Genomic DNA, 17415 nt, shown 5'->3' on the forward strand with positions numbered 1-17415 from the left:
GCGCCGGCTGCGGGCCGGTGCCGCCGGCGGTGAGCGCCGCCGCGCCGCCGGAACGGCCCGCGCCGACCGCGGTGGGCTGGCGCACCTCCAGCCCGTTCTGCGTCGTGGTGGCCGCCGCCGGCGCCGGACGGGTCCGGTCGCCCTCCTCGACGACCAGGTCCTTGGGGATGACGACGACCGCGGTGGTGCCGCCGTAGGCGGACCGCTTCAGCTGGACGCGCAGCCCGTACCGCTCGGCGAGCTTGCTGACCACGAACAGGCCGAGCTGCACCGAGCTCTGCAGGTTGAAGTCCGGCGGGTCGTCGATCCGCGCGTTGATCTCGGCGAGCTTCTCGTCGGTCATGCCGAGCCCGCGGTCCTCGATGTCGATGGCGAAGCCGTTCGCGACGAGGTGGCCGCCGACCTGCACGACCGTGTCCGGCGGGGAGAACGACACGGCGTTCTCGATCAGCTCGGCGAGCAGGTGGGTGACGTCGCCGACCGCGCGTCCGGCCAGCTCGACCGGGCCGAACGGCAGCACGGTGACGCGGGTGTAGTCCTCGACCTCGCCGACCGCGGCGCGCACGACGTCGATCATCGGGACCGAGCTGCGCCAGCCGCGGGCGGGCAGCGCGCCCGACAGCACGATGAGGTTCTCCGCGTTGCGCCGCATCCGGGTGGCGAGGTGGTCGAGCCGGAACAGCTCCTCCAGCTCCTTGACCTCGATGTCGCGGCGGCGCTCCATGGTGTCCAGCATGGTCAGCTGCCGGTGCACGAGCGTCTGGGTGCGGCGGGCCAGGCTGAGCAGGACGTCGCGGATGCCGCGGCGCAGTTCCGCCTGCTCGACGGCGGTGCGGATCGCGGTCTCCTGGACGGCGTTGAACGCGCGTCCCACCTGCCCGATCTCGTCGCTGCCGAACTGCAGCGGCGGCGCCTCCACCGACACGTCCACCTTCTCGCCGTGCCCGAGGCGCTCGACGACGCCGGGCAGCCGCTGCTCGGCCAGCTCCCACGCGGCGATGCGCAGCCGTTCGAGCTGCCGGACGAGGGCGCGCGCCGTGGTGATCGACACGACGATGGACGCGATGACCGCGAGAAGCCCGAGACCACCGGCGAGGAGCAGTCTGACGACCACTCCGATCGCGATCGGCTTGGCCTTGTCGACGATCCGGTCACCGCCCTTCAGCACCACCTTCTCCAGTGCGGCCTGGACGGTCTGCGTCGAGGACCGCCAGTCCTCGGCGCGGATGCGCAGCGGCGCCCCGGGACGGCTCTGCTCGATCCGGTCCTCGACGGTGCGCATCCGCTGGTAGGCGGGGCTGTTCAGCACGTTCTGGTAGTCGGCGCGCTCGGCCGGAGTGAGCTCCGTCGCGGCCTCCTCATGCAGGAACCGCTGCGTGCCGACGAGCGACACGAACTGGGCGTGCTCGCTGGGCAGCAGCCGGCCCGCGGCGAGCGCGCCGGCGAGCAGCGCGTCCTCCCGCGAGAGGACCTCCTTGGCGCGTGTCAGGGCGTTGAGCGTCCGGCTGTCCTTCGCGATGGCCTCGTCATCGACGCTCCCGGCCGCGTTGTAGATGCGGAACGCGGAGTCGATGAGGTCGTTGAAGGGCTTGACGGCCGCCTGGCGATCGATCCGGTGCGCATCGATGGCGGACCGGGCGCCGTCGAGGCCGGCGATGTAGGAGAAGGACTCCTTGATGCGTTTCTCGAGGTCGTCGCTCGCCGTGCGGGAGACGTCTCCACCGGAGGCGAGCCGGCGGAACTTGGCCGCCTTCTCCCGGACGAGCGCGCGCTGCTCCGTCAGCGCTTGACCCTGGGCGACTCCGGGGGCGGCGATGTAGATGACCGTGAGCCTGCGCTCCTGCTGCAGGTCGGTGACCAGGTCCACCATCGGTCGGGTCACCTTCTGGTCGATCGTGCTGACCGAGAGAAGACCGAGGCCCTCCCGCACGGTCACCCACGCGGCGAACGCCCACAGGGCGACCAGCGAGGCGAGCATGGCCGTGATCTTGGTCCGCAGACGCGTGTTGCGGATGCGCATCAACCTGTCCTCAACGAGTGCCGGAAAGACTCGCCGTCCGTCCCGAGGGGGTGGCCGACTGTCGAGCCGCTGCTGTGGGGCGCGCGCGGCGGTGAAGATCACCGTTGCGCACAGCGCAGTACCTTAGCAACGTCGCAGCCGCAATAGATGCAGTTTGTCTACACGCGCGGAAGCGGTTTTCCGGCGATCTCGCGAATTGTGACCTCCGTTACAGTGGAGGGTGGCGGCGCCCTAGCGGAGGCGCGTCAGGGAGGCGTCCGTGAGGTGAAGCGCGGAAAGCACCGCGGTCCACACAATCGCCTTCGGATAGTAGAGGTCCTTGTCATGCCAGAGCGCCGGCCCGAATTTGTCGTCGCTCGCGAAGTCGGGCGCGATCCGGAGGAGAAAATCCTTGCCGCGTGCAATGGATGATCGTACTTCCTCCTGCGCGGGTGCGGTCAGCGCGAGAATTTGCAGTGCATAGGCCGTCTCTTCGGCGGTGCCCTCCCAGTGGCCCCAGGAACCATCGTCCCGCTGCGTGGCCAGTATCCACCGCCGCGCTCGGCGCACTGCGTCTCCGGCACTGCCCGTTCCGTAGTCGTGCAGAGCCAGAGTGCAGCACATCGTCGCGTAGTACGGAGACGCGTGCCAGCGGTCCGTCCAGCTGCCGTCGGCGCGTTGGTGTTCGCGCAGAAGCAGCGTGATCCGGTCCACCGCCGCCACGTACTTCGAGGTGAAAGCGTCCTCGGGCGCCGTGCCCCGCGCGAGCAGTTCGAGATGCAGGCCGAAGGCGTCGAGCACGTGCGCGTTCACCGACACGGAGAAGCCCTCTTCGCCCTGCCAGGTGCAAAAGTGTGTTTCCGTCGCGAATCCCCACAGCGACTCCGGCGAGCGAGGGGTCCCGAGAAGCGCCAGCGCAAAGAGAGCGACGGAGGTCGTATCGGCGTCGGCAGGGAGACCGTCGGCCGCCGCGACGCCGGTCGGCCGCAGGGTGTCGGCGAGACCCCTCACCAAGGTGGCGGGCACGGCGGAGGCGAGGCCGGACCGTGCAAGTCCGCTGAGCACCCAAGAGCGTTCGAAAATGGTGATCGGGATTCCGCAGGGCACCGGTCCGTTGTGTCGCGTCGCGACATTTTCCAGGAACAGCCGGGAGCGGTTGTGCGGGTCCCGCGCCCCGCATTCGTCCAGCCAGGCCGCGGTCGCGGCCGGTGACGCACCCACCGCACCGGTGCGCTCCGCGCGGATCGCTCTATTACCCCGAACCGCCGTTCCTATGGCCTCCAGGGCGTGCAGGACCTTCTCCGGCAGCGCCGCTCCTGCTTCGGCCATCGACCGGAGCAGGGTGGCCCTGCCGGTGTTCAGCGCGGGGGGAGGAACGAGCCGGCCGCCGAACGACACCCGGCGCAGGCCGTGAGCATCCTTCTCCGACCTGCCGTCGAGATGGTGGTTGATGGCCTCGATCAGGACGGGAGCGATCACGTCGAGCGCCGGCAGGTCGGGGATGTCCGATGCGGTGAGAGCCGGCAGCGTCTCGGACAGGAAGCGCAGCCCGCGCTCGGTCGCCGCCGCCAGGACCGCAGGGTCCAGAGGATGCTCGGCGGTGTCCGGAACCATCTCGCCGTCCATTCCCCTGCCCAGCGTCGCCAAGAGGGCCTCGACCGCGCTCAACGTCGGGCCGAGCCCGTATCCGCCGGGGCCGCCCCACCCGCCGTCGGCCCGCTGGCCGGTCAGGAGGTACCGCAGCCGCCGAGCGTGGCCCTCGAGCCACGGAGCGAGGGCCACCAGCCTCCCGGTCTCGTAGACCGACGGAGACACCTGGCCCCAGGGTTCGGCGGCGAGACCTTCGACCAACTCCCGGCAGGCGGCCCGGACATCGACGGCCTGGAGCCGCCGAACGGAGGCGGCGGGCTTCGCGGGAGCCGTGTCCTCGACGGTCATAGCTTCCCCCAGTAGTCCGTCATTCCGTAGAAGCCGGTGCTGAAGCCGATCTGCCGTTCCAGATACCTGGCCGCCTCCGGGCAGTCCGTCTTGACCGGTTCGATGAGGTCGTGGCTGCGCGCGATGAGAAGGTCGATCCGGGCGCGCACGTCGGATCGGTCCAACCCGAGCATCAGCGCGTTGAGGTCGCCCCATTCGAGGTCCCGGTGGAAGGTGGCGAGGTCGTTCAGCAGCCGCAGGACGCGCTGGACCTCCTGGCTCGCCGCCCACAGGTCGTCGATGCGGTCGATCGTGGCCTCGTCCCCGACCGAGATCCAGTGCGACAGGTTGACCCAGGTCGTCCCGAAGTTGTCGGCGTTCTCGAGGTACTCCTCGAACGTCGGCAGGGCGTCGTCCCGGCCGCCCGCCCGTGCGGTCTTCCACTCCCACTCCTGCGCCATCGCCGCGAGCCACCTGCCGAGCTGGTCGCGCCAGCGCGGCCCGGCGGCGGCCCACGCGGGCCGGGCGGCGAGATCGTCGATGATCTCGGCGAGGAAGGTGGTCAGCGGGGTCGGCTCCGCGGTCCCCGCGCCATCGGCGACCGCCAGGCATTCGCCGACCAGGGTCCGCACCGCCTCGCGGGTCTCGGCGACGTAGTCGATCTGCCAGTCGGCGGCGAAGTTCCACATCGACGTCTTGATCGCGGTGAGCAGCCGCGGCGCGTCCGCCCACGGGGAACCGAAGGCGTTGGCGAGCGCCACGGACGCGAAGAGCCGGTCGTCGAACGGGTTGGGCGGGAACAGTTCAGGATAGGAGTCGACGCATCGCTTGAGGTCGCGTTGGCACTCCATGGCCAGCGCGCAGATCCGCCCTTGCTCCGCGGCGGACGACACCTCCCCATCGCCGAACTTTCCGTGCCCGCCGTGCGGGGAGGCGGGTGCCGCCCCGCGTGTGCCGGACGCCGTCATCGCTTGATCGGGCGCAGGCGGATCAGGACCGGTTCCCGCGGTTTCAGGGTGATGTCCACCCGGGGTTCGATCGGTGTCTTGTTCTGCAGGACCGGCCGGAACCGGCTCAGCAGCGTGGCGAGTATGAGCGGCGCCTCGAGGAAGAAGAAGACGCGTCCCGAGCACTGGTTGGGGCCGCCGCCGAACGCCGTGTAGGCGAACCGGTGTCGCGTCCGGTCCGGCGCGAACCGCTCCGGGTCGAAGACGTCGGGGTCCGGCCAGACGCCGGGCAGCCGGTGGGTCAGGTACGGCGAGATGATCAGTGTGGACCCGGCGTGCATGCGCACCCCGTCGATGACATCGTCGGCCGCGATCGTGCGCGGGGTGACCCAGGCGACCGAGTACCGGCGCAGGACTTCCTGCAGAAGCTGCTTCGTGTAGACGAGCTTGGGCAGATGGTCGAACGAGGGCACATCGGTGCCGATCACGGTGTCGATCTCTTCGTAGAGCCGCGCGCGGACGTCCGGATGGGAGTCCAGCGCATCCCAGAGGAACGACAGTGCCGAGACCGTGGTGTCGGTGCTCGCGACGAACAGCCCGACGACGCCGTCGCGTACCGCCTTGTCATCGACGCCGTTGCCGTTGTCGTCCCGGGCTCTGATCATCATCGACACGACGTCGTGGCCGGCCGCCCCGTCCCGGCGCGCCTCCCGCACGATCGGGTAGACGAGGTCGTCCATCGCCTGGACGCAGGCGTTGAACGCGCGGTCACCGGGAAGCGGGATCGACAGCGGCACGAACGGCATCAGCATCCGGGCGCGGAACGAGGACGTGGTCGCGGTCACCATCACGTGGCCGAGCTCGTCGATCTGGGAGAGCGAGATGCGGTCCCCGACGAGCACCCGGATGATCGTCCTGTACACGACCCGGGTCATCTCCGCGAAGGCGTCCACCGGCTCGTCGGGAGCGGCGCGTTCCGCGAGCTGGTCGACGGCTTCGGCGATCGTCGCCGTCATCTCGTCGGCGATGGTCGCGATGCTCGGACCGGAGAGCAGCGTCTGGAACACCTTGCGCTTGACCGGCCAGCTCGGATCGACATCGGACGCGTCACCGGTCAGCCGGGCCAGCGGCTTCCACATCATGCCCTCGCGCCGGTAGTTCTCGACGTTGTCGCGGAGGACGTGTTGCAGGTGGTCCGGGTGAGTCACCAGGTAGGGGCGGAACGGGCCGAGGTTCAGTCGGACGATCTCGCCGTTCGCGTCACGGCCGATCCGCTCGAATCCCTCCAGCGGATTTCTCAGCAGGCTCCCCAGATGGCGCATTGACAGGGTTCTAGGCTCACGGGTCTGCCGTAGAGCGACATCGACGGACATTCTCAACCCCTTGAAAGTCGGGTGGCGATGCTCGCTGACCGTGGCCGGACAGGTTCGAGTTAGCCGGAGATGCCTGTTTTGCTCTGCTCTGAGTTGTCTGTGAGTTATGACTGGTTCGACGGAAGTATCACATGATCATTTGCCCCCTGCAAGATCCCTGTTGGTAGGAATTGTGACTATCTGCGTGTGAAGTGGCTCACTTTGCCGTTGATATGCACAGCTAGTAAGGGAGGGCGTGACAAAATCTTTGTCACTCAGCGTGGTCGCGTGATCTCAAACGGGCGCGGAATTCGAATGAATATTCGAACTCCTGTGCGCTGCGGAGGGCGTGTCGACGTCTTATCCCGGCCTGGAGCGAAAAAATTTCCGGATAGGACGCCCGCGGCCGCCGAGGATTTTTCGTGTAATGGCGTCGACGCGTCTCGTCAAGAGAAGCCGGTCACTCTTCTCGAATGACGAGACCGGGTCAGAGGCCGTCGCGGCTGCCCGGGAGCAGCGTCGGCCAGGCGAGCCGACCCGCCACGCGCACCTTCCCGGACGCCGAATGGGACCCGCAGTGCACCCGCACCGTGTAGGTCCCCGGCCTCGCGTCGGCCTTGAGCACCGCGGTGCCGTCCCGGCCGTCCAGCCGGGCCCGCCCGTCGAACACGTCCGACGACGCCCAGTGCCGCCCCGGTCCGCACTTGGGGACCGACAGGGCGACCTTCTCCCCGGCCCGGGTCACGCCCGGCCGCACCGTCAACCCGTCCTGCCCGGACGTCGTCGCCTCGCCTGTCGCCGGTGCCAGCAGTCCCGCCGCGATGAGTGCGGATCCCAGCATGGTGACGCTCAGCAAACGCAACAGGACTCCCAGGAGGCGGCGTGTGACGTCCGGCACTTTAGTGGCTCGGCCCGGCGCCTTCAATGCGCGGTTTCCGGCACGGCATCCGGTTCCGCCCGCCGAGCCCGCCGTCCGCTGCGAACCCCGTCCCACGTCAGCGTCACCAGCGCCAGCCAGACGAGCAGGAAGCCGGCCCACCGGCTCGGCGGCATCTCCTCGCCCTGCACCAGCAGCCCGATCAGGAACTGCAGGACGGGCGCCAGGTACTGCAGCATCCCGATCGCGCTCATCGGCAACCGGATCGCCGCCGCGTTGAACAGCATCAGCGGGATCGCCGTCACGATCCCCGCGCCGGCCAGCAGCGCCGCGTGCCCCGCCCCGTGATGCCCGAACGCCGCGTCGCCCCTTCCGGCCAGCACCACCGCGAACACCAGCGCCGGCACGAACATCACCGCGGTCTCCACGGCGAGGCTCTCCGCCGACGGCATGCTCGCGAACTTCTTCAGGAGCCCGTACGTCCCGAACGAGAACGCCAGCACCAGCGCGATCCACGGCAGCCGCCCGTAGTCCGCCGTCAGCACCGCCACCGCCGCCGCGCCCAGCCCCACCGCCGCCCACTGCCCGGCCCGCAGCCGCTCCCGGAAGATCACCACGCCGAACACCACGCTGATCAGCGGATTGATGAAGTAGCCCAGCGCCGCCTCGATCGTGTGCCCGCTGTTGACCGCGTAGATGTAGGTGCCCCAGTTCGCGGTGATCACCACCGCGGCCGCCGCCAGCAGCCCCGCCTTCCGGACCGTCAGCGTCCTGATCCAGCCCCAGTTCCGGGCCGCCGCGAGCACCACCGCCACCGCCACCAGCGACCACATGATCCGGTGCGCGAGGATCTCCAGCGCCCCGGCCGGCTTCAGCAGCGGCCAGTACAGCGGGAACAGCCCCCACAGGACGTACGCCGCGACCCCGTACGCCATCCCCCGATTCCCCACGACCGGCACGATATCAACCAGTAATCACCCAAAGCGATAACGCTCATGACGTGGCCTCCACCGGCCTAACATGAGCGCATGCCCGCCTCCGCAAGGCCCACGATGCTCTCCGCAGGCTCCGCGGCCTTCCCCTGCCCGGTCGGCGTCGCTACCGCCGATGGCTGAGGAGCGGCACTGCTGCGAGACCATGACGCGCCAGACCGACCATTCATGTGACCTGCACGAAGACCCCTTCGACTGCCCCGACGCACTCATCAGGTACAGCGCGAGATTCCAGACCGGCGCCTGGAGAACCCCTCGCCGCTGAACCAGCCGATCCCAGAGGAGCGCAACGGCTACGGCCTGGACGGCATACTCCGTCGGCGTAGCCTCTGCGGATGAGTGATCCGGTGGCTTCGAGCGCAGGAGGGCGGGTCTGGGCGTCCAACGTCCGCCCGCTCTTGGAGATGATCTCCGAGGGCGCCGATGACCGGACGCGGGAGTCCATCGAGCTTCTGCTGACCGTGTTCGCTCGGTACGAAGTCGATGCGGGTCGGACGGACTGGTGTGGTGCGGGGGCGTGACTCAGTGCTGAGCGGGGTGGGTGCGTTCGAGGACGAGGAGGGCGGCGTCGTCGGCGAGGTGGTCCTTGGTGTGGGCGATCAGGTCGCGGTGGATGTGGTCGAGCAGCGTGTCGGGGTCCGTGGCGGGGAAGGTCGCGACGCGGTCGGCGAGCGGGTAGAAGTCTCCGCCCGGTGAGCGCGCTTCGATGACGCCGTCGGTGTAGAGGACGAGCATGTCGCCGGGCGTGAACGCGAAGCGGTCGACGGTGACCGGGGCGGGGTTGGGCACGCCGAGCGGGGGTGCGGGGGCGTCCGGCTGGAGGGTCGTGACCCCGTGGTCGTGCACGAGCAGGGGAGGAGGATGGCCGCAGCTGATCATCTCGACTTCCGTGTGGTCGTCGGCGATGTCGAGGACGAGCGCGGTGATGAAGTGCTCACCGAGGTCGTCCTCGGTGTCGGCGACCTCTTCGAGGTCGCGGTCGACGCTGTCCTGGAGGGCGGCCGTGAGCGCGGGCAGGGCGTAGCGGCGTGCGCCCTCTCGGAACGCGCCCAGGACCACCGACGCTTCGGCGATGGCGTTCAGGCCTTTGCCTCGGACGTCGCCGATCAGCACGCGGCTGGCGGATCCGGCCGCGCGTGTGATCGAGAACAGGTCGCCGCCGATCAGGCTCTCGTCCTCGGCCGTCAGGTACAACCAGGCCACGCGCAGCGGGCCGATCCGCTGGGGCGGCGGTCGCAGGAGGGCCTGCTGCGCCGTCGCGGCCACCGACCGCGCCCGGCCCAGCGCCCGCTCGCGGCGCTCCCGGACCAGGCGCAGGGAGACGATCAGCAGGGAGAGCACGGTCAGCGCGGTGATCTGCGCGATGTGGTTGGTCGTGCTCAGCCCGCCGTGCAAGGTCGCGATGAGCACCTGGTCCGCCACCGCAAGTGCGGCGACGACGGCGGTCAGCCGTGTCGTCGTCAGGGAGGCGGCGAGCGCGGGCGCGATGACCAGGAAGGGGCCGAGGTGGACGGTGGTCCCGAGGACGAGGTCCGTCACGGTGATCGCCAGCATGAACGCGAGCGCGACCGCCACCGTCGCGTACGTCAACAGCGGCCGCTTGACACGGCCCGCCCACGCGCGTCGCCCCTCCATGGCCATCCCATGCCCTCGGCACTGGGGGTCCATGTTCCTGACCAGGCCGTTTCCGGGGCGTCGTTACCTTCGGCCGCCGAAGGTCCAGGCGTGGACCTCGACGTCGGCGTAGAGGTCCGGACTCAGGACGGTGCGGGCCGTCTCAGGGTCCGGTGCCTGGAGCAGCGCCGCCGTCCCCAGCCAAGTGCCACCGTCGTCGGACAGCAGGGGGCCATAGGCGATCAGCGCGTGGTGGTCGGGCGGCAGGTCGCGGTCGGCGGTGTGGCCTGCGCCGAGGCCGAGCACCAGGTAGTGGCCGCCCTCGGTCCGGTCGCCGGTGAACTCCCACATCGTGCGTCCGAGCGAGTTGTGCCAGCGGCGCAGCATCACGTCGCGGTAGGCGCCGGCCTGGTAGCCGGGCTCGTCGAAGGCGAACGCGCGGGCCGTGGCGGGGTCGGGCAGGTCGACGATGTGCACGCTGCCGGTGAGCGTTTCGCCGTCGTCGGCGAAGGTAGGACCGCGGGCGATCATCTCGGCCGCGTACCGGTCCATGTAGGACCAGTGCTCTTCCACGAGTTCGTGACGCAGGTTCATAGAGCCGCGCCTATCGCGGTGGTAACAGAAGAACTCCATGCCGGACAGTCTTCACCACCCTGGTAGGGCATGATCCGTCGCCTGGTAGCGCGGCCCGGTCAGGCGAGGTTCTGTGCAGGGGTCGCGATGCCTTCCCGTGCAAGGCGGAGGAGGCGGTCGGCTTGTGCGGGGCCGGATCCTGCGGCGGCGATCCCGCCGGCCAGTGCCAGGAGGTCCGGACCATTGAGGTCGGGACGGACCGTACCGGCCTCCTGTGCCCGCGCCAGTAGCGGAGCCACGGTCGCGTGCATGGCGGCGTGCCATTCGTCGAAGAGGGGAGAGCGTCCGTCTTCCGGAATGGCTCGGGCCAGGTCGCCCTTGTCGGCGACGTGTGCGATGAACGCCTTCAGCCATGCGAAGAGGGCGTCGGCGGGCGGGTCGTGTCGCAGCAGGTCCCGGCCCTTGGCGGTGAGGTCGGTGACCTCGTCCGCGTAAACGGCGATGAGCAGGTCGCGGCGCGTGGGGAAATGCCGGTACAGGGTGGCGTTGCCCACGCCCGCGTGACGGGCGATGTCGTCGAGAGGCGCGCTCGGTCCGCGTTCGGCGAAGACCCTCTTGGCCGTCGTGAGGATGAGGGCGCGGTTGCGTTGCGCGTCCGCCCTGGGCATGGCTCTCCTCACCGTGATCTCCCTGGTCAGTGTACGGCGCCGGGCCGGACGCGAGGGTGCGTGAGCGGCGCGGCGGGCGACTCGGGAGGATGGGACCGGAGCGCATCCCACGGCGGAAGGACGAAGCGGTGCAGGAGATCCGACGGGCGCGGCTGGAAGACCACGAGGCGGTCGTGCGGGTGATGCCGGAGTGGTGGGCCGATTCGCGCACGCCGGAGCAGGCCCGCCAGTTGACGCTGCTGCTGCCTCGGCTGTTCTTCGAGCACTTCTCCGGGACGAGCCTCGTCATGGACGGGGACGACGGCATGCACGGCTTCCTCGTGGGATTCCATTCGGCGGACCACCCCGATGAGGCGTACATCCATTTCGTTGGAGTCGACCCCAGGCACCGTAAGGACGGCGTGGCGAGAGCCCTCTACGAGAGGTTCTTCGAAGAGGCCACAGCCGCAGGCCGTACGAAGGTCAAGGCCATCACGTCGCCCGCCAATACCGGATCCATCGCTTTCCACCGGGCCATGGGCTTCGACGTCCACGTGCCGGAGCCCGGATACGACGGACCAGGGCAGGACCGTGTGCGCTTCGAGAAGACGCTCTAGGCGGCTCTAGGCGGCGGCGCCGCTTCGAAGGTAGGTGAGGACGGCGAGCACGCGGCGGTTCTTGTCGTCCGTCAACGGCAGGTCCAGCTTGGTGAGGATGTTGCCGACGTGCTTGCCCACCGTCACCTCGGCGACGGTGAGGATCTGCGCGATGGCCGTGTTGGAATGCCCTTCCGCAATGAGCGCGAGCACCTCGCGCTCGCGCGCGGACAGCCGCGACAGCGGATCCTGGCTGCGGCGCAGGAGCTGCCGGACGACCGTCGGGTCGACGACCGTACCGCCGTCCACGACGCGGCGTAGCGCGGCGACGAACTCCTCCACGTCGACGACCCTGTCCTTGAGCAGGTAACCGACGCTCGTACCGTCATTGGAGTCGAGCAGGTCGGCGGAGTAGCTCAGCTCCACGTACTGGCTGAGCGCGACGACGGCCAGGCCGGGATGCGCCTTGCGCAGCTCCACGGCCGCGCGTAGCCCTTCGTCGCTGAAGCCCGGCGGCATGCGGATGTCCGTGACCACGAGGTCAGGGGAGTGCTCCTCCACCGCGGCCTTGAGGGCGTCGGCGTCCTCCACCGCAGCGACCACGTCGAAGCCGAACTTGCCGAGCAGCCCGACGAGTCCTTCCCGCAGGAGCACGCCGTCTTCGGCGAGGACTACTCGGACGGTCGGCTGCACGGGAACTCCACGCGTAGGACGGTCGGCCCACCGGCCGGACTGGACAGGAGCATTCTTCCGTCAATCACCGCTACGCGGTCGGCAAGACCGGTGAGACCGCTCCCTAGGGACGGGTTCGCGCCGCCCTTGCCGTCGTCCTCGATTTCCATGGTCAGAGTGTCGCCGCGAAGGCGCACGCTTATCCGTCCTCTACGGGCGTCGCTGTGCTTGGCGATGTTGGACAGGGCCTCGGCGGCGACGAAGTAGGCGGTGCCCTCCTCATGCGGGGGCAGCCGTTCGGGCAGGTCCGTCTCCACCGTCACGGGTACGGGGGAGCGGTCGGCGAGTTCGCGCAGCGCGGCGGGCAGCCCTCGGTCGGTCAGGACGCGCGGATGGATGCCGCGGATGAGTTCGCGCAACTCCTCCATGAGGAGTTTGGCCTGCTCGTGGGCCTCCGTCACGCTGCGGCCGGCGTCGGAGTCGGCGGGCAGGTCCACACGGGCCATGCCGAGCTTGAGCGTGAGACCGATCAGGCGTTGCTGCGCACCGTCGTGCAGGTCGCGCTCGATGCGCCGCCGCTCGGCCTCGAACGCGTCCACCAGCCTGGCCCTGGACCGGGACACCTCGACGAGTTCGGCGCGGAGCCGCTCACCGGAACCCCGCCCGAGAAGGCTTCTGGCCATCGCTCCGTGCGCGCCCGCGAGGACGGCCGCGAAGTACGGGATGGTGGGCAGCAAGGCGAGCCCGGCTATGGCGTACGGCACGGCGTCCGCCGGAGTCGCCACCTTGGTCAGACCCAGGGACACCGGTTCGCCATCGCCTTGAGCGAGAAGTGGGCTGAAGAGAAGGCCGCCGACGGCGAACACGTACATCAGCAATGCCCCGTACAGGACGGGTACCACGGTCACCAGGAGGGACGCGTAGGCCATCTCGCGCCAGATGGCCGCCTCCCCGTAACGGACGAGCGACCATGTGCGCGGCTCCGAGCCGTTCACACGCGAGTGGCCGGAGACGATCGGACGGACGTCCACCAAGCGGAGCCGGCGGCGTTCCACCTCGGCGACCGGGAGTGCCACCAGCGGCCCCAGACCCGCGACGAACAGGACGCCCAGCGCCACGAGCAGCAGGCGCGCGCCGACCCCGTGACGGGACGACAGGGCGGCGGCCCACGGCAGGACCAGCAATCCGAACGGGACGGCGGCGGCGAGCATCGGAACCGGCGTCGACACCAGGTAGCCCGCGCACCGCCAGGGCCAGCCGGAGATCAGGTACCGCCGCCCGGCCGCGGCCTCCAGGGCGGTGCGAGGCGCGCTGACGGTCATGAAACCAAAGCTAGTCAAGCTTTCGCGGTGGGACGGTATGGCTGGCCATACTCTAAAGATCCTGGTTGGGCGTCATGCGGAGCCCCGCGGCCGGATGGTTCCGTGAAGGCATGACCAGCACACCGACGCCCGGCATCCCCACCCCGGCCCTCCCAGCGACCGGCGGCGCGGTTCCGAGACACATCGTCACGCGCACCGCGCCGTCCGGTGGTGCGCTGGCGGGTGGTGCGCTGGCGGGTGGTGCGCTGGCGGGTGGTGCGATGCCTGGCACTGCGGCGGTCGGTGGTGTGCCGCCAGGAGGCGCGGAGTCCGGCAGTGCGCCGGTGGTCGGCACGCCCGCGGATGGTGCACCGGGAGCCGGGGCGGCGGCCGGAGGACGGGTCCGGGTCCCGATGGGGGCGCCCGCCGCCGAGCTGCGGGACGTCACCCGCGAGTACGGCGGCGGCAACGCGCTGGTCCGCGCCCTCGACGGCGTCTCCATCGCCTTCCCCGCCGGATCATGGACGGCGGTGATGGGCCCCTCCGGTTCCGGGAAGTCCACCCTGCTGCACTGCGCCGCCGGGCTCGACCGGGTGACGCGGGGCCGGGTCCTCCTCGCCGGGCAGGAGATCACCGGCGCGCCCGACGCGGTGCTGACCGGGCTGCGGCGCCGCACGATGGGCTTCGTCTTCCAGAGCTTCAACCTCATCGGCTCGCTCACCGCCGAGCAGAACGTCGCGCTCCCGCTCAAGCTCGCCGGCGCCCGCGTCCGCCGCGACGAGGTGCGCGCGGTGCTCGCCGCGGTCGGGCTGGGCGACCGGCTGCGGCACCGGCCGCGCGAGCTGTCCGGCGGGCAGCAGCAGCGCGTGGCGATCGCCCGCGCCATGGTCACGCGTCCGGCCGTCCTGTTCGCCGACGAGCCGACCGGCGCGCTCGACTCCGCGTCCGCCCGCACGGTTCTCGGCCTGCTGCGGGCCATGGTCGACCGGGAAGGGCAGAGCATCGCCATGGTCACCCACGACCCGGCCGCGGCGGCGCACGCCGACGCCGTCGTGTTCATGTCCGACGGGCGGCTCGTCGACCGGCTCGTCCGCCCCACCGCCCGCGAGGTGGCCGACCGGCTCGCCCGGTTGGAGGCCGCCCCGTGCTGACCCTCGCCGTGAACACCTTCCGGGAACGCTGGCGGCTCTTCGCGGGCGCCATCACCGCCGTGGCGCTCGGTGTGGCGCTCGTGCAGTCGTCCCTGCTGGTCATGGTGGCCACGGACCGGGCACCGATCCCGCCCGGCGTCACCGGCCGGGCCAGGGAGGACCTCCGCGAGGGCTACGCCGGGGCGGCCACGCTGCTCGGCATGACGGTGATGCTGTCGGCCTTCCTCACCGTCTTCATCGTCAGCTCGACGTTCGCCTTCACCGTCGCCCAGCGCCGCCGCGACCTCGCCCTGCTGCGCCTCGTCGGCGGCGGCCGGGGCCAGCTCGTCCTGCTGCTGCTCGGTGAGGCGCTGTTGCTCGGCCTCACCGGCACGGCGCTCGGCGTGCTTGTCGGCCTCCCGGCGACCTGGCTGCAGGCTCGGCTGCTGATCGCGCTCGGCTTCCTGCCGGACGGGTTCCCGCTCGTCTGGGACGGCGGCGTCCTCATCGCCTCGGGCTGCGTCGGGGTCACGGTCGCCCTCGTGGGGGTGCTCGCCGCGGCGCGCCGCGCCGCGAAGGTCCGCCCGCTGGAGGCGCTGCGCGACACCGGAGGCGCTGCCCGCGTGATGACCCCGGTGCGCTGGCTGGCCGGGCTGTCCTCCCTCGCGTTCACGATCTGGATGGTGACGCTCGCCCAGTCCGCCGACCTGCTCGGCGCCATGCTCATGGGCCTCGGCATCTCCATCATGGGCGCCGTCTCGCTCAGCGCGCTGAGCCCCCTCGCCGTCCCCCTCGCCGGACGCGTCCTCGGCACCGTCCTCCGCACCAGCACCCTCGGCGAGCTGGCCCAGGCCAACCTCCGCGACGGGGTGCGCCGCAGCGCGTCCACCGCAGCCCCGCTCATCGTCCTGGTCGCCCTGCTCCTCGGCCTGACCGGCACCCTCGGGTCCCTCGCCCTGATGTCGGGCGAGGAGCAACGCCACCTCGTCCGGGGCGACCTGGTGGTGACCTCGTCCGGAGCCGACCTGGACCGCATCGCCGCCGTCCCCGGCGTCGCGGCCGCATCACCGCAGCTGTCCCTCCCCATGAGCGTGACCGCCCGACACCACGAGGTGAACCGAACGTGGCGACAGACGCACTATGCGGGCATCGTCGCGATCGACGCCTCCGCCTACACCCGCACCCACGATCTGCATCTCCGTGCGGGTTCGCTCACCCGGCTTCACGGCCGGACGATCGCCCTCGGTCCCGGCATGGCGGAGTCGGGGATCCGGGTCGGCTCCACCGTGACCGCCGCCGTCAACGGCCACAAGACGCGGCTGAAGGTCGTCGCCGCCCTTCGGCCGACGCTGGAGAACTACTCCGAGACCTTCCTCGTGCCGCGCGACCTCGTCCCCGCCTCCACCCTCGCCGCGGCGAAGTCCGAGACCGTGATCCGCCTCGCTCCCGGCGCGAGCCGTTCGACGGTCCGGACGGCGATGCGCGCGGCGGGAGCCGACAAGGTCCAGACCGTCCCGCAGTGGGCGGACGACAGGACCGCCGCGCAGCAGCGGGGCAACGTGGGGATCCTCGCCGTCCTCATGGGCATGGCCGGCGGCTACGCGGTGGTCGCGGTCATCAACGCCGTCATGATCGCCGGAACCGAGCGCCGCACCGAGTTCGCCGCCGCCCGTGTCACGGGCCTGACCCGCCCCCAGGTGATCCGCGCCGCTCTGATCGAGTCGTGGGCGGTCACCGCCATCGGCCTCGTCCTCGGCTGCACGGTCGCCGCAGGAGCCCTCGCCGGCATGCTCGCCGCCTCCCTCCGCGCCGCAGGCCGACCCCTGGTCGACGTCCCCTGGACCCTCCTTGGGATCACCACGGTCGCCGCCTTCGCCGTCACCGGAGCCGCCAGCATCTGGACGACCTACTCCGCGACCAAGCCCCGCCCAGTCGCCCTCCTAGCCGCCCGGGAGTGAAGGCCGATGCATGACCGCCGTGCGTTCGAAGGCGTCGTGGTGGTGAGACTTTGATCAGGGTGCGTGTTCGGCGGGTGGGCAGAACCACCGAAGGTCCGCCGAGGACGGAGCGGGAACGGGCGACCGCCGCTCTGAGGACGTTGGCGGTGCAGCTCGATCCGTCCCGCCGAGGCGCTTCCGCTCGTGGACGTTCCGGCTGGGCCGTCCGGGATGATCGGGTTAGTCTCTGCGTGTGGTCAACGTCCTGGCCGGGATCATCGGTGCGTTGCTGGGCCTTTCCGGGGCCCTCCTGGGAGCGTGGATCAAGAGCCGGGGTGAGCAGCACAGATGGTTGCGTGACCAGAAGCTGGCCGGCGCGGCGGAGATGGTCAGCGCGGGCACCAACATCTACGAGCTCCGCAGCGGCAGCAGGGAGTGGGTCGAAGGACACGACCCCGTCGAGTTGCGCGAGTGGCAGACCCAGTTGCAGAGAGGCCGGGCGGTCATCCACCTGCTCTGCACCCAGGAGACCCGTGATCGCGCGACCGCCTTCGTCCGGCTGTGCTGGCGTGCCGGATCGCCCGGTGACGAGCACTACGACCAGACCATGGCGGCGCTGCGTTCCTTCACCGACTCGCTCCGCAAGGAACTCGGCAGCGACTAGGCGTCCGCGTCGTGCCGGGCCGGGCCGGAAAGAAACTCGGCAGCGACCAGGCATCGTGTCGTTGCCGGGCCGGAACAGCCATCGAGAGGCGCGCTCGTGATGCGGCGCCGGTGTGGATATCGCGGGTGGTGGGTGGTCCTGTGGCAGGTGGGGCGGGGTCGGGTTTCAGGAGGCGGGCGGGGAACGGGTGTCAGTAC

15 protein-coding genes are annotated in these 17415 nt (G+C 70.4%); 4 read left to right on the forward strand and 11 right to left on the reverse strand.

Translation table 11 applies throughout. The features are described from left to right. The 9 genes from amrb99_RS38075 to amrb99_RS38115 all read right to left on the reverse strand — a co-directional run. On the reverse strand, positions 1–2020 hold a 2020-nt coding region (locus tag amrb99_RS38075), incomplete at its 3' end, for a nitrate- and nitrite sensing domain-containing protein (RefSeq protein WP_190865616.1). 231 nt (positions 2021–2251) lie between these two features. Then, positions 2252–3937: a prenyltransferase/squalene oxidase repeat-containing protein gene (locus tag amrb99_RS38080; protein ID WP_190865618.1), complete on the reverse strand. Its 1686-nt coding sequence runs from the start codon at positions 3935–3937 to the stop codon at positions 2252–2254. Then, a complete protein-coding gene (locus amrb99_RS38085; RefSeq protein ID WP_190865620.1) occupies positions 3934–4809 on the reverse strand; it encodes a terpene synthase family protein in 876 nt (291 codons plus the stop codon). Before amrb99_RS38085 ends, amrb99_RS38080 begins: the two co-directional genes overlap by 4 nt. Positions 4810–4880: 71 nt before the next feature. Continuing rightward, complete coding sequence (locus amrb99_RS38090) at positions 4881–6185, reverse strand: cytochrome P450 (RefSeq protein ID WP_190865622.1); 1305 nt, start codon at positions 6183–6185, stop codon at positions 4881–4883. Between the two features lie 517 nt (positions 6186–6702). Beyond that, positions 6703–7077, reverse strand: a complete 375-nt coding sequence (locus tag amrb99_RS38095; RefSeq protein WP_190865624.1) for a hypothetical protein — start codon at positions 7075–7077, stop codon at positions 6703–6705. A gap of 59 nt (positions 7078–7136) precedes the next feature. Continuing rightward, positions 7137–8042 (reverse strand): EamA family transporter RarD, encoded by a 906-nt coding sequence (rarD, locus tag amrb99_RS38100; protein WP_347257028.1) that lies wholly within the window; start codon positions 8040–8042, stop codon positions 7137–7139. 564 nt (positions 8043–8606) lie between these two features. Beyond that, on the reverse strand, positions 8607–9719 hold the full coding sequence (locus amrb99_RS38105) for a PP2C family protein-serine/threonine phosphatase (protein ID WP_190865626.1): 1113 nt from the start codon (positions 9717–9719) through the stop codon (positions 8607–8609). 63 nt (positions 9720–9782) lie between these two features. Then, the gene (locus amrb99_RS38110) at positions 9783–10331 is read right to left on the reverse strand and encodes a YciI family protein (RefSeq protein ID WP_190865628.1); all 549 of its coding nucleotides are present in this window, start codon (positions 10329–10331) and stop codon (positions 9783–9785) included. Positions 10332–10390: 59 nt separating this feature from the next. Then, positions 10391–10939: a TetR/AcrR family transcriptional regulator gene (locus tag amrb99_RS38115; RefSeq protein WP_190865630.1), complete on the reverse strand. Its 549-nt coding sequence runs from the start codon at positions 10937–10939 to the stop codon at positions 10391–10393. 89 nt (positions 10940–11028) lie between these two features. Between amrb99_RS38115 and amrb99_RS38120 the strand changes: the two genes are divergently transcribed. After that, the gene (locus amrb99_RS38120; RefSeq protein WP_190865632.1) at positions 11029–11535 is read left to right on the forward strand and encodes a GNAT family N-acetyltransferase; all 507 of its coding nucleotides are present in this window, start codon (positions 11029–11031) and stop codon (positions 11533–11535) included. A 6-nt stretch (positions 11536–11541) separates the two neighbouring features. Here amrb99_RS38120 and amrb99_RS38125 read toward each other — a convergent pair whose 3' ends face one another. Both amrb99_RS38125 and amrb99_RS38130 read right to left on the reverse strand, forming a co-directional pair. Further along, positions 11542–12207 (reverse strand): response regulator, encoded by a 666-nt coding sequence (locus tag amrb99_RS38125; RefSeq protein WP_190865635.1) that lies wholly within the window; start codon positions 12205–12207, stop codon positions 11542–11544. Beyond that, positions 12186–13508, reverse strand: a complete 1323-nt coding sequence (locus amrb99_RS38130) for a sensor histidine kinase (protein ID WP_190865637.1) — start codon at positions 13506–13508, stop codon at positions 12186–12188. The genes amrb99_RS38125 and amrb99_RS38130 overlap by 22 nt, the downstream gene beginning before the upstream one ends. A 392-nt stretch (positions 13509–13900) precedes the next feature. On the opposite strand from amrb99_RS38130, the gene amrb99_RS38135 reads away from it, so the two are divergent. The 3 genes from amrb99_RS38135 to amrb99_RS38145 all read left to right on the forward strand — a co-directional run bounded on the left by amrb99_RS38135 (position 13901) and on the right by amrb99_RS38145 (position 17218). Beyond that, positions 13901–14638: an ABC transporter ATP-binding protein gene (locus amrb99_RS38135; protein ID WP_190865639.1), complete on the forward strand. Its 738-nt coding sequence runs from the start codon at positions 13901–13903 to the stop codon at positions 14636–14638. Further along, positions 14632–16575: an FtsX-like permease family protein gene (locus amrb99_RS38140; RefSeq protein WP_190865641.1), complete on the forward strand. Its 1944-nt coding sequence runs from the start codon at positions 14632–14634 to the stop codon at positions 16573–16575. The genes amrb99_RS38135 and amrb99_RS38140 overlap by 7 nt, the downstream gene beginning before the upstream one ends. 331 nt (positions 16576–16906) lie before the next feature. Further along, on the forward strand, positions 16907–17218 hold the full coding sequence (locus amrb99_RS38145; protein WP_206700265.1) for a hypothetical protein: 312 nt from the start codon (positions 16907–16909) through the stop codon (positions 17216–17218). The last annotated feature ends 197 nt before the right edge of the window (positions 17219–17415 follow it).

It is taken from the genome of Actinomadura sp. RB99, from assembly GCF_014706005.1.
Classification (GTDB): Bacteria; Actinomycetota; Actinomycetes; order Streptosporangiales; family Streptosporangiaceae; genus Spirillospora.